Origin of the sequence: Spirillospora sp. NPDC000708 (genome assembly GCF_040299565.1) — a bacterium.
In the GTDB taxonomy this organism is placed as follows: Bacteria; Actinomycetota; Actinomycetes; order Streptosporangiales; family Streptosporangiaceae; genus Spirillospora.
This window is the reverse complement of the sequence record NZ_JBEPCJ010000081.1, coordinates 38,542-50,121: the sequence shown is the minus strand read 5'-3', so window position 1 is coordinate 50,121 and position 11,580 is coordinate 38,542. Positions and strand designations below refer to the sequence as shown.

Here is an 11,580-nt window from a genome sequence, read left to right as displayed (position 1 = left end):
GGTCGGGGGACCCGTTTTCGCACCCGCAAGGGCTAAAACCCGCGGGGGGCCCGGGCGGCCCCCCGGCTCTTTCGCGTGCGCCTTTTCCGGCGTTCGGGAATTCCCCGGTCAGGACATCCCGTCGACCCGGACGACCCGTTCCCGGATCAGCCAGGAACCGCCGTCGGGGACCAGCACGTCCTCGCAGGTGGTGCTCGCGTGCAGGACGGTCCCCTTCTCCCGGCTCGACTGGAACACCAGCGCGTAGCTGCGCACCCGGACGTTCCCGTCCTCCGGGACGATGTGGCTCATGCCGAGCCAGTGGCGCCGGACGATGCCCGCCTCGGCGAGCTTGTCGGCGACGGCCCGGGACGCCGACCGGATCGCGTCGCGGCCGCGGACGGGCTCGGGGTGGCCCTGGGCGTCGAAGACGCCGTCGGGGGTGAAGGCCTCCGCCCACTCCTCGACCTCTCCGGCGTCGAGGAGCTGCATGTGCCAGGCGTAGAAGGCGTCGATGTCGGCCCGCAGCTCGGCGGGCGCGATGGTGGTCGGCACTGGTGCGTCCCTTCGGTGAGTGGGTTGTCCGGTCAGTGGACGGGCTGCGCGGACGGCAGCCCGGCGTTGCGGGGGGCCCGGGGCCTCGGCACGGCCGCCGCGGCCCGGGCGGGGCCGGCGTCCGCGGCCGCCGTGCAGGCGAGCGGCGTCCGGGGCTGCTCGCCTTGCAGGACGGCGGCGTGCACCTCGCTGAGCTCGGGCGACGGGCTGAGCCCCAGGTCCTCGGCGAGGATGTGGCGGGCCGTGTGGAAGGCCTCCAGGGCGTCGTAGCGGCGGCCGGAACGTGCCAGCGCGCACACCAGGAGCGTGTGGTACCACTCGTCGTACGGTTTCAGCGCGACGAGCGACCGCAGCTCGCCGATGAGCTCGCGGTGCCGGCCGAGGCGCAGGTCGGCCTCGATGCGCAGGTTCAGCGCGTGGGCGCGGTGCTCGTCCAGCGCCGCCGCGTGGCCTTCCAGCACCCGGCCCAGCTCGACGTTCGCCATCGGGGGACCGGTCCACAGGTCGAGCGCGCGGCACAGCGGCTCCACCGCGTCGGCGGAGCGGCCGTCCTGGAGCAGCGCGCGGCCCTCGGCGAGCAGCCGGTCGAACCGGCTGAGGTCCAGTTGCTCGGGCGCGACCCGCAGCATGTAGCCGGGCGGGCGGGTGACGAGCACCTCCCTGCCCGGCGCCGGGCCGTCGCCGGCGGTCAGCCAGCGCCGGATCTGGTACACGTACGTCTGCGCGGTGCGCGCCGCGCTGCGCGGCGGGTCCTCACCCCACAGCTCCTCGATGATCGTGTCGAGCGGCACGACGCGGCCCGTGCGCACCAGCAGCAGCGCGAGCGTGTTCAGCACGCGCGGCGCGGTCGGTGCGAACGCCGATCCGCCGCCCGCGACCTCCAGCGGGCCGAGCAGCTTGAAGCGCAGCATCCGAGTTTCGACCTCCGTCGTTCTGTCGCGGTCCTTTCATGACATTCGCCGCTTTTTGCCGAGAAGGCGGCCGTTAAGCGCCCGATCGTCGTTCGGTGAGCCGGATGCTCCCGAACGCCCATCGCCGCGTACGCCTTCCGGCGCGCCCGGGGGTATCGAAAGGAGTACTCCGCGGTCCGCGCGAACGCGTTTCCTCCCGCCCGCCTTCGGTTATCAAGCGCGGCGTCAGAGAACGCCCCGTCGACCGAAGAGGAGTGATCCTCGGTGACGACCGATACGACGGTTGCCGAGAGGGGCACGTCAGAGCGGCTCGGGCTCGTCCTCGCCATCTGCTGCGCCGGGCAGTTCCTGGTGGTGCTGGACGCCTCGGTGATGAACGTCGCGCTTCCCTCCATCAGATCCGCCCTGCATTTCCGGACCGACTCGCTGCAATGGATCATCAACGCGTACACGATCGTGTTCGCGGGATTCCTGCTGCTCGGCGGGCGGCTCGCGGACATCTACGGGCGGCGCCGGGTCTTCCTCGGCGGCATCGCCGTCTTCACGCTCGCGAGCCTGGCCGGCGGCCTGGCCTGGAACCCGGCCTCGCTGCTGGCCGCGCGGGGCGTCCAGGGGCTCGGGGCCGCCGTCATGGCCCCGGCGACGCTGACCGTCCTCGGCACCACCTTCACCGACAAGGAGCGGCGCGCCCGGGCGTTCGGGCTCTGGGGCGCGGTCGCCGCGGGCGGCGGCGCGATCGGCGCGCTGGTCGGCGGCGCCATCACCGAATGGCTCTCCTGGCGCTGGATCCTGCTCGTCAACGTCCCCGTCGGCGTCCTGCTGACGGTCGGCGCGGCGTACGCGGTCACCGAGTCCCGCAAGGAGGACGACGACCGCCGGATGGACCTGCCCGGCGCCCTCGCCATCACGGCCGGGCTGATCCTGCTCGTGTACGGCATCGTCCGGTCCGAGAAGGAGGGCTGGGACTCGCCGCAGATCATCGTGAGCCTCGGCGTCGCGGTCGTCCTGCTGGCCCTGTTCGCGGTGAACGAGGTCCGCCGCAGGACGCACCCGCTGGTGCCGCTCGGCATCTTCCGCAACCGCTCCGTCACGGCGGCCAACCTGGTCGCGTTCACCAGCACCGCCGCCCTGTGGGGCACGTTCTTCCTGTTCACGCTGCTGCTCCAGCTCGTCCTCGGGTACAGCCCGCTGGAGACCGGGTTCGCGTACCTGCCGCTGTCCCTCGGCATCGTCGTGGCCGCGCGCGGCATCGCCCCGCTGGTGCCGAAGGTCGGCCCGCGGCCGCTGCTGGTCGCCGGGCTGCTGCTGTCCGCGGCCGGGCTGGCCTGGCTGTCGGGCGCCGGAGCGGGCGCCGGTTTCCTCGCCGACCTGTTCGGCCCGACGCTGGTCCTCGGCATCGGCCAGGGCCTGGTGTCGGCGTCCATGACCGTCGCGGGCACCTCCGAGGTCGGCTACCGCGAGCAGGGCCTGGTCTCCGGGCTGCTCAACACCAGCCGCCAGGTCGGCGGCGCGCTCGGCCTCGGCATCCTGGCGGTCGTCGCGGCCGCGCACACCTCCGACGTGGCGCACGGCGCGCACGCCACCGCGCGGGACCTCGCCGCGGGCTTCGACCGGGCCCTGCTGGTCTCCGCGCTGTTCCCGCTGATCGGCGCGGCCGCCGCCCTGGCCGTCCCGAAGGTCCGCCGCGACGAGGAGCAGGCCGCGCGCGGCTGAGCCCCCGGCGCGGGACCTGCCGGGGCACGGCCCTCGACAGCATCCCGACAGGACGTCGACGGACACGGGCGAGATTGGGGCCATGGATGCGAGCCAGCCCGCGACCGCGACCACGGTCCCTCCCGTCCGCAAGTCCGTCGACGTCCCCGTCCCGCCGGAGCGCGCCTTCGCGCACTTCACCGGGCGGCCCACCGAATGGTGGCCGGAGAGCCACGTGCTGGTCGCCGCGCGGGAGCGGGTGGTCTTCGAACCGCGCGCGGGCGGCCGCTGGTACGAGCGCTCCACCGACGGCTCCGAGCTCGACTGGGGCCGCGTGCTGGTCTGGGAGCCGCCGCACCGCCTCGTGCTGACGTGGCGCATCGACGGCGACTTCCGCCCCATCGACGACGACGAGCGGGCCAGCCGCGTCGAGGTGACCTTCACCCGGCGCGGGCCGGACGCGACCCGCGTGGAACTGGCCCATGTCGAGCTGGCCCGGCACGGCCGGGCCGCCGGGCGCATCCGCGCGGCCATCGACGGCCCGAGCCCCGGCGAGACGCTCGCGACGTTCGCCGCCACCCTCACTCCAGGAGGCGACCATGCCTGACCGCGAATGCCCGCACGACGCCCTCCCGCAGGAAGAGGAGCCGCGCGGCGCCCCCTTCCCCTGGCGGCGCCCCGGCCCGTTCGCCCCGCCCGACCGGCACCGCGAGTGCCGCGAGCGGCCGGGCCTCACCCGGGTCCCCCGCTCCGCGGGCGAGCCGACCTGGGTCGTCACCCGGTACGCGGAGGTCCGGGAGGCCCTGAACGACGAGCGGCTCGGCAACGACCGCGGCCATCCGGGCTTCCCCGCCCCGTTCCCGATCCCGAAGGACTTCACGCTCAACTCGTCCCTGCTCGGCATGGACCCGCCGCGGCACACCGAGTACCGCAAGCGGGTCGCCAAGGACTTCACCGTCCGGCGCGTCAAGCTGCTCCGCCCCCGCGTCGAGGAGATCGTGGACGGGCAGGTGGACGCGCTGCTGGACGCGGGACCCCCGGCCGACCTGCTCGCCGGCTTCGCGCTGCCCGTCACCATCTCGGTGATCATGGAGCTGCTCGGGATCCCGGCGAAGGACAAGGACTTCCTGCACGTCCGCACCCGGACGATGTTCGGCGGGACCGCCTCGGCCGCCGAGCGCAAGGAGGCGGTCAACCAGCTCGACGCCTACTTCCGCGACCTGGTCGCCGCCAAGTACGACGAGCCCGGGGACGACCTGGTCGCCAAGCTCACCGGCGCCTTCCCGCGCGAGGACGACTTCGACGAGCTGGTCCACCTCACCCGGCTGCTGTTCAACGGCGGCCACGAGAGCACCGCCAGCATGATCGCGCTCGGCACGCTGGCGCTGCTGCGCCACCCCGGCCAGCTCGACCTGCTGCGCGAGGACCCCGACCTCGCGCCGGCCGCCGTCGAGGAGCTGCTGCGCTACCTCAGCGTCACCGACCTCACCACGGCGCGGGTCGCGCGCACCGACCTGACGATCTCCGGCACCGAGGTGCGGGAGGGCGAGGGCGTCTTCCCGCTCACCGCCGCCGCCAACCGGGACCCCGAGGCGTTCGAGCGCCCCGACGAGCTCGACATCACCCGCGGGTCCCGCAAGCACCTGGCCTTCGGCCACGGCCGCCACCTGTGCCTCGGGTCCGAGCTGGCGCGGCTGGAGCTGGAGGTCGTCTTCCGCACGCTCTACCGCCGGCTGCCCGACCTGCGGCTCGCCGTCCCGTTCGAGGAGCTGTCCTTCAAGGACGGCGGGCTCGTGTACGGCGTCGAGGCGCTGCCCGTGACCTGGTGACCCGTCTGGAGTGATGACCGTGACCACGACCATGACCGACGAGCGCGCGGCCCTCGACGCGGCGGTGCGGGCCGCGGCCGCGCACGCGGACGAGGCCGACCGCACCGGCCGGCTGTCCGGCGAGGCGGTCGCCGCCGTGACCGCCACCGCGCTGCCCCGGCACTTCGTGCCCGCCCGCTGGGGCGGCGCCGAGTCCACGTTCCGCGAGCTCACCGAAGCGGTCGTCGAGCTCGGCGAGGCGTGCGCGTCGACCGCCTGGTGCGCCGCGATGTTCGCCTACACCGGTCGGTTCGCCGCCCACCTGCCGATCGACGGCCAGCGCGACCTGTGGGACGGCACGCCGGGCGCGCTGCTCGTCCCCGGCCTCGTGCCCGCCGGGTCCGCCGAGGAGACCGAGGGCGGCTTCCTGCTGCGCGGGCGCTGGCGCTACGTCAGCGGCGTCGAGTTCGCCGACTGGGCGCTCATCGCCGGGCCCGCGTCCGGCGGCGTCGAACCGCGCTTCTTCGCGGTGCCCCGCGCCGACTACACCTGCGAGCCGACCTGGGACGCCGTCGGGATGCGGGCCACCGGCAGCCACACCCTCGCGGTGGAGGAGGCGTTCGTGCCCGCGCACCGGACGGCGCTGTTCAAGGAGGTGATGGGCGGGCTGAACCACACCTCGCAGGCGCCGCAGCACAACGTCCCGCTCCCCGCCGTCGGCGGCCTGACCTGCATCTCCGCGCTGATCGGCGCGGCGCGCGGCGCCCTCGCGTCCGCGACCCGCACGGCCGCCGCCAAGCGGGCGGCGGCGCCGCCCTCGGGCGCGCCGCGCACCGGCGGCCCGCCGCCGGCCGGCGACGCGGCGTCCCTGGCCGTCGCGACCTCCGCCGCCCGGATCGAGGCGGCCGAGCTGCTGATCGACCAGGTGGTGTCCGCGCTGGACGCCGGAGAGGGCCGCCCGCGCGCGTTCGAGAACGCCAACCGCGCCTCCTACGCGGCGTCCCTGCTGGTGGAGGCGGTCAACGCGCTCATGAGGTCGGCGGGCACCGCCGCGCAGGACCGGAGCGACCCGCTGCAGCGGTGCTGGCGGGACGTCACCGTCGGCTGCTCGCACGCCGCGCTGCGCCCCGAGCGCGCCGCGCCCGGCTTCGTCGAGGCGCTCGCGGCGCGGACCTGACCCGCTCCCGGGGGCGCGACCGCCCCCGCGGGCGGAACCGACCGGAAAGGAGACGACGATGGAATACGGAGTGGCACTGCCCACCATGGTCCGCGGGGTCGAGGGCCGCGACCTGCCGGCCTGGGCGCACCGCGCCGAGGCCGCCGGGTTCGCCGACCTCGCGGTGCTCGACCGGCTGGTGTACGGCAACGACGAGCCGCTGGTCGTGCTGGCCGCGGCGGCGGCCGTGACCGAACGGATCAGGCTGACGACCGGGATCCTCATCGCCCCGTACCGGGGCAACACCGCGCTGGTCGCCAAGCAGGCCGCGTCCGTCCACCACCTGTCGGACGGCCGGCTCTCGCTCGGCGTCGCGGCGGGCGCGCGGCCGGACGACTACGCCGCGTCCGGCGCCGAGTTCGGCGACCGCGGCCGCCGCCTCGACGCGATGCTCGCCGAGATGCGCAAGATCTGGGCGGGCGGCGACATCGGCCCCGAGCCGCCCGGCGGCGACCCCGAGATCCTCGTCGGCGGCCGGGCCCCGGCCGCGCTGCGGCGCGCCGTCGCGCACGGCGACGGCTACTTCGCCGCCGCGGGGCCGCCGCGGACGTTCGCCGAACGGGCCGCCGAGGTCCGCCGGCGCTGGCAGGAGGCCGGACGACCCGGGAGCCCGCGCGTGGTCGCGCAGGCGTACTACGCCCTCGGCCCCGGCGCGGACGCCGCCGTCCGCGAGCACCTCGGCGACTACTACTCCTTCGCCGGGAGGCTCGCCGACATGATGATCAAGGGGGCGCCGACCACCCCGGAGCGGCTGCGCGAGACCGCCGGCGCCTTCGCCGAGGCCGGCTGCGACGAGCTCGTGCTGGTGCCCTGCGCGTCCGGGCCTGAGCAGCTGGACCTGCTGGCCGAGACGCTCGAGGAGGCCGCCTGATGTCCCGCAGAAGGACCGTCATCACCGGGATCGGCGTGGTCGCCCCCGGCGGGATCGGCACCGGCCCGTTCTGGGAGCTGGTCACCTCCGGCCGGACCGCGACCCGCCGGATCACCCAGTTCGACCCGTCCGAGCACCGCTGCCAGGTCGCCGCCGAGTGCGACTTCGACCCGGCGGCCGCCGGGCTCGCCCCGCAGGAGATCCGGCGCAACGACCGGTTCGTCCAGCTCGCCAAGGTGGCCGCGCGGGAGGCCATGGACGACAGCGGCCTCCGCGTGGACGGGGAACTCGCCGAGCGCACCGGCGTCGCGATGGGCAGCGCCGTCGCCGGGACCAAGAGCATGGAGGCCGAGTACGTCGTGCTCAGCGACGGCGGCGCGCACTGGAAGGTCGACCCGGCCTACGTCAGCCCGCACATGTACGACTACTTCCTGCCCAGCTCGGTCGCCGCGGAGGTCGCGCTGACCACGGGCGCGCGCGGGCCGGCCACGGTCGTCTCGACGGGCTGCACCTCCGGCATCGACGCGGTGGCGCACGCCGCCGAGGTGATCCGGGACGGGGCGGCCGACGTGGTCGTCACCGGCGGCAGCGACGCCCCGATCTCCCCGATCACCGTGACCTGCTTCGACGTGATCAAGGCGCAGTCGGTCTACAACGACGACCCGGAGCACGCCTGCCGCCCGTTCGACCGCACCCGCCGCGGGCTGATCCTCGGTGAGGGCTCGGCCGTGCTCGTGCTGGAGGAGTACGAGCACGCGCGGCGCCGCGGCGCGCGGATCTACGCCGAGCTCGCGGGCGCCGCGTCCCGCTGCAACGCCTACCACATGACCGGTCTCAAGCCGGACGGCCGCGAGATGGCGGAGGCGATCACCACCGCGCTGGCCGAGGCGCGGATGGACCCTGAGGACGTCGACTACGTGAACGCGCACGGCTCGGGCACCAAGCAGAACGACCGGCACGAGACCGCGGCGTTCAAGCGCGCGCTCGGCGAGCGCGCCCGCGGCGTGCCCGTCAGCGGCATCAAGGCGGCGGTCGGGCACTCGCTCGGCGCGATCGGGTCCATCGAGATCGCCGCGTGCGCGCTCGCGATGGAGCACGGCGTGGTGCCGCCCACCGCCAACCTGCGCGAGTCCGACCCCGAATGCGACCTGGACTACGTCCCGCTCGACGCGCGCGAGCACCGCGTGCGCGGGGCGCTGACCGTCGGCAGCGGGTTCGGCGGGTTCCAGAGCGCGATGGTGTTCCGCGATCCGGAGAGCGCCTCGGAAGGGAGGAGCGCATGAGCGGCCAGGCGGTGGTGACCGGCCTCGGCGTGACCGCGCCGAACGGGATCGGCGCCCACGAGTACTGGGAGGCCGTCCGGGACGGCCGGAGCGGCATCGGCGCGATCACCAGGTTCGACGCGTCCGGCTACCCGGTGGCGGTGGCGGGGGAGATCCCCGAGTGCCCCGCCGAACAGGACCTGCCGGAACGGCTCCTGCCGCAGAGCGACCGGGTGACCCGGCTCGCGCTCGTCGCCGCCGGCGAGGCGCTGCGGGACGCGGCGATCAAGCCGGGCGACATGCCCGAGTACAAGATGGGCGTCGTCACGGCGAGCACGTCCGGCGGCCTGGAGTTCGGGCAGCGCGAGCTGCAGAAGCTGTGGGGGAGCGGCTGGCGGGACGTGAGCGCGTACATGTCGTTCGCCTGGTACTACGCGGTGCACACCGGCCAGATCTCCATCCACAACGGCATGCGCGGCCCCGGCGGGGTGCTCGCCTCCGAGCAGTCCGGCGGGCTCGACACGCTCGCGTTCGCCCGCCGGAAGATCCGCAGCGGCACGGCGATGATGGTGGCGGGCGGCGTCGACGGGACGCTCTGCCCGTACGGCGTCGCGATCCAGACCGCGAGCCGGGAGCTCAGCTCGCGCGCCGACCCCGCGACGGCCTACCTGCCGTTCGACGCCGACGCCGACGGCTGCGTCCCCGGCGAGGGCGGCGCCGTCCTCACCGTCGAGGACCGCGCCGACGCCGAGGAGCGCGGCGCCCCGCAGATCTACGGCGTGGTCGCCGGGCACGGCGCCGCGTTCGACCCGGAGCCCGGCTGCGCCGACGGCCTGTACCGGGCGGCGCGGGTCGCGCTCGACGACGCGGGGCTGCCCGCCTCGGCGGTCGACGTGGTGTTCGCCGACGCGGCGGGCCGCCGCGACCTCGACGACGGCGAGGCGGTGGCGCTGACCCGGCTGTTCGGGCCGCGCGCCGTCCCGGTCACGGCGCCGAAGTCGATGACGGGACGGCTGCTGTCCGGCGGCGCGGCCCTGGACCTGGCGACCGCGCTGCTGGCGCTGCGCGACGGGGTGGTCCCGCCGACCGTCGGCACCCGTCCGGACCGCGCCGACGACCGCCTCGACCTGGTCGTGGACGAGCCGAGGCCCGCCGCGATCGGCACGGCGCTCGTCCTCGCCCGCGGCCGCGGCGGGTTCGCGTCGGCGGCCGTGCTCACCGCGCCGTAGCCGCCGCCTTCCCAGCCGAGGAGCCCGCATGTCCGACATCAGCCCGTACCGGGTCGCGATCCTCGAGTCCGAGGTCGACGACCTGCGCCGCCGGCTGCGCGCCACCCGGTGGGCGCCCGACCCGCCCGGCACCGGCTGGTCGCGCGGCGTCCCCACCTCCTACCTGCGGAGCCTCGCCGGGTACTGGGCCGACGGGTACGACTGGCGGCGGCACGAGGCGGAGCTGAACGCCCACCCGCAGTTCGTCACCGAGATCGACGGGACGCGCGTGCACTTCCTGCACGAGCGCTCCGCGAACCCCGGCGCCGTCCCGCTGGTGCTGCTGCACGGGTGGCCGGGGTCGGTCGCCGACTTCCACGATCTGATCGGCGCCCTCCGGGACGACTTCCACCTGGTGGTGCCGTCCCTGCCCGGCTTCGGGTTCTCCGGCCCGCCGCCGGGACCGGGATGGACCGACGGCCGGACCGCCAAGGCGCTGAACGTGCTGATGAGCCGGCTCGGATACCCCGAGTACGGGGCGCACGGGGGCGACGTCGGCGCGTTCGTGGCTCCGCTGATGGGCCGGGACGCCCCGGACCGCGTCCGCGGCGTCCACGTCAACGCCCTGGTCACGGTGCCCGGCGAGGACGAGGACATCGATGCGCTGGACGACGCGGACCGCGAGAGGTTCGAGGCGCTCCAGCGGTGGCAGCGCAACGAGGGTGCCTACCTGCGCGTCCAGGGCACCAGCCCGCAGACGCTCGCGCACGCCCACCACGACTCGCCCGCCGGGCTGCTCGCCTGGTTCGCCGAGCGGTACCGCGACCTGACCGGGACCGCCGACCTGCCGGACGACGCCGTCGGCAGGGACGCCGTCCTCACCGACGTCAGCGTCTACTGGTTCACCGGCACGGCGGGCTCGGCGGCGCACAGCTACTACGAGCGCTTCCACGACGAGGCGCGATGGGAGCACGACGGCCGCTCCCCGGTGCCCACGGCGGTGGCCGTCTTCCCCACCGACCACGCCATCCGCCCGTTCGCCGAGCGCGCGAACACGATCGCCCGGTGGACGGAGTTCGAGCGGGGCGGCCACTTCCCCGCGCTGGAGGCCCCGGACCCGCTGGCCGCCGACCTCCGCGCGTTCTTCCTCGACCAGATCTTCGGGAGACCACGATGACCGAGCCGCACCTGCAACGGCTGGCCGACGGCGTGCACGCCTACGTGCAGCCCGACGGCGGATGGTGCCTGAACAACGCCGGCGTCATCGCGTCCGGCGACACCACGATCGTGGTGGACACCGCCGCGACCATGAAGCGCGCGCTGGCCCTGAAGGACGCGGTCCGCGAGGTCGCGCCCGCGCCGCCGCGCCTCGTCGTGAACACCCACTTCCACGGCGACCACACGTTCGGCAACTGCGTCTTCGCCCCGGAGGCCGTCGTGGTGGCGCACGAGGGGACGCGCGAGGAGGCGATCCTCGCGGACCTGCACCTGAGCGGCCTGTGGCCGGACGTCGACTGGGGCGACATCCGGCTCGAACCGCCTGCGCTCACCTACGAGCGGCGGATGACGCTGCACGCCGGCGACCTGCGCGCCGAGCTGTTCCGGCTCGGTCCCGCGCACACACGGGACGACACCGTCGTCTGGCTGCCGGACCAGCGGATCCTGTTCGCCGGGGACCTCGTCATGTCCGGCGTCACGCCGTTCTGCATGATGGGCTCGGTCGAGGGCTCCCTCCGCGCGATCGGGCGGCTGCGCGAGCTGGACCCGGCCGTCATCGTCCCCGGGCACGGGCCCGTCGGCGGACCCGAGCTGCTGGACGAGGCGGAGCGCTACCTGCGCTGGGTGCGCGACGAGGCCCGGCAGGGCCTCGCCGAAGGGCTGCAGCCCCTGGAGATCGCGCGCCGCGCCGAGCCGGACGGCCGGCTCCTCGACCCGGAACGGCTCGTCCCGAACCTGCGGCGCGCCTGCGCCGAGGAGCGCGGCGCCCCGCCGGGCGAGCGGATGGACGTCGCGGCGATGTTCGGCGAAATGATCACCTACCACGGCGGGCCGCTGCCCTGCCGGGCCTGATCCGGAGG

At 75.0% G+C, this 11,580-nt stretch carries 11 protein-coding genes; 9 read left to right on the top strand and 2 right to left on the bottom strand.

Translation table 11 applies throughout. The features are described 5' to 3' along the window. Positions 1–108: 108 nt before the first annotated feature. Together ABT299_RS39885 and ABT299_RS39880 are read right to left on the bottom strand one after the other, a co-directional pair. Complete coding sequence (locus tag ABT299_RS39885; protein WP_206699888.1) at positions 109–534, bottom strand: nuclear transport factor 2 family protein; 426 nt, start codon at positions 532–534, stop codon at positions 109–111. Positions 535–566: 32 nt separating this feature from the next. Beyond that, positions 567–1,445, bottom strand: coding sequence for an AfsR/SARP family transcriptional regulator (locus ABT299_RS39880; RefSeq protein WP_190855116.1), 879 nt, complete (start codon positions 1,443–1,445; stop codon positions 567–569). A 264-nt stretch (positions 1,446–1,709) separates the two neighbouring features. Between ABT299_RS39880 and ABT299_RS39875 the strand changes: the two genes are divergently transcribed. The 9 genes from ABT299_RS39875 (at position 1,710) to ABT299_RS39835 (ending at position 11,572) form a co-directional block, all read left to right on the top strand. After that, complete coding sequence (locus tag ABT299_RS39875; RefSeq protein WP_387026682.1) at positions 1,710–3,158, top strand: MFS transporter; 1,449 nt, start codon at positions 1,710–1,712, stop codon at positions 3,156–3,158. A gap of 82 nt (positions 3,159–3,240) precedes the next feature. Next, on the top strand, positions 3,241–3,744 hold the full coding sequence (locus ABT299_RS39870) for an SRPBCC family protein (RefSeq protein WP_190855122.1): 504 nt from the start codon (positions 3,241–3,243) through the stop codon (positions 3,742–3,744). Continuing rightward, positions 3,737–4,966, top strand: coding sequence for a cytochrome P450 (locus ABT299_RS39865; RefSeq protein WP_190855125.1), 1,230 nt, complete (start codon positions 3,737–3,739; stop codon positions 4,964–4,966). The genes ABT299_RS39870 and ABT299_RS39865 overlap by 8 nt, the downstream gene beginning before the upstream one ends. A gap of 19 nt (positions 4,967–4,985) precedes the next feature. After that, a complete protein-coding gene (locus ABT299_RS39860) occupies positions 4,986–6,122 on the top strand; it encodes an acyl-CoA dehydrogenase family protein (RefSeq protein WP_433135947.1) in 1,137 nt (378 codons plus the stop codon). 58 nt (positions 6,123–6,180) lie between these two features. After that, positions 6,181–7,032 carry an LLM class flavin-dependent oxidoreductase gene (locus ABT299_RS39855; RefSeq protein ID WP_500253919.1) on the top strand — a complete coding sequence of 284 codons (852 nt, stop codon included), beginning with the start codon at positions 6,181–6,183 and terminating at the stop codon, positions 7,030–7,032. Next, a complete protein-coding gene (locus ABT299_RS39850) occupies positions 7,032–8,315 on the top strand; it encodes a beta-ketoacyl-[acyl-carrier-protein] synthase family protein (protein WP_190855132.1) in 1,284 nt (427 codons plus the stop codon). Before ABT299_RS39855 ends, ABT299_RS39850 begins: the two co-directional genes overlap by 1 nt. Then, the gene (locus ABT299_RS39845) at positions 8,312–9,523 is read left to right on the top strand and encodes a beta-ketoacyl synthase N-terminal-like domain-containing protein (protein ID WP_500253918.1); all 1,212 of its coding nucleotides are present in this window, start codon (positions 8,312–8,314) and stop codon (positions 9,521–9,523) included. The genes ABT299_RS39850 and ABT299_RS39845 overlap by 4 nt, the downstream gene beginning before the upstream one ends. Before the next feature lie 28 nt (positions 9,524–9,551). Further along, on the top strand, positions 9,552–10,679 hold the full coding sequence (locus tag ABT299_RS39840) for an epoxide hydrolase family protein (RefSeq protein WP_500253917.1): 1,128 nt from the start codon (positions 9,552–9,554) through the stop codon (positions 10,677–10,679). Further along, on the top strand, positions 10,676–11,572 hold the full coding sequence (locus tag ABT299_RS39835) for an MBL fold metallo-hydrolase (protein ID WP_190855138.1): 897 nt from the start codon (positions 10,676–10,678) through the stop codon (positions 11,570–11,572). The genes ABT299_RS39840 and ABT299_RS39835 overlap by 4 nt, the downstream gene beginning before the upstream one ends. The last annotated feature ends 8 nt before the right edge of the window (positions 11,573–11,580 follow it).

Bases quoted from the DNA above. Each gene is read 5' to 3' on its own strand.
- ABT299_RS39880 (WP_190855116.1), bottom strand. From the start codon at position 1,445: ATGCTGCGCTTCAAGCTGCTCGGCCCGCTGGAGGTCGCGGGCGGCGGA.
- ABT299_RS39870 (WP_190855122.1), top strand. From the start codon at position 3,241: ATGGATGCGAGCCAGCCCGCGACCGCGACCACGGTCCCTCCCGTCCGC.
- ABT299_RS39865 (WP_190855125.1), top strand. From the start codon at position 3,737: ATGCCTGACCGCGAATGCCCGCACGACGCCCTCCCGCAGGAAGAGGAG.
- ABT299_RS39855 (WP_500253919.1), top strand. From the start codon at position 6,181: ATGGAATACGGAGTGGCACTGCCCACCATGGTCCGCGGGGTCGAGGGC.
- ABT299_RS39850 (WP_190855132.1), top strand. From the start codon at position 7,032: ATGTCCCGCAGAAGGACCGTCATCACCGGGATCGGCGTGGTCGCCCCC.
- ABT299_RS39845 (WP_500253918.1), top strand. From the start codon at position 8,312: ATGAGCGGCCAGGCGGTGGTGACCGGCCTCGGCGTGACCGCGCCGAAC.
- ABT299_RS39840 (WP_500253917.1), top strand. From the start codon at position 9,552: ATGTCCGACATCAGCCCGTACCGGGTCGCGATCCTCGAGTCCGAGGTC.
- ABT299_RS39835 (WP_190855138.1), top strand. From the start codon at position 10,676: ATGACCGAGCCGCACCTGCAACGGCTGGCCGACGGCGTGCACGCCTAC.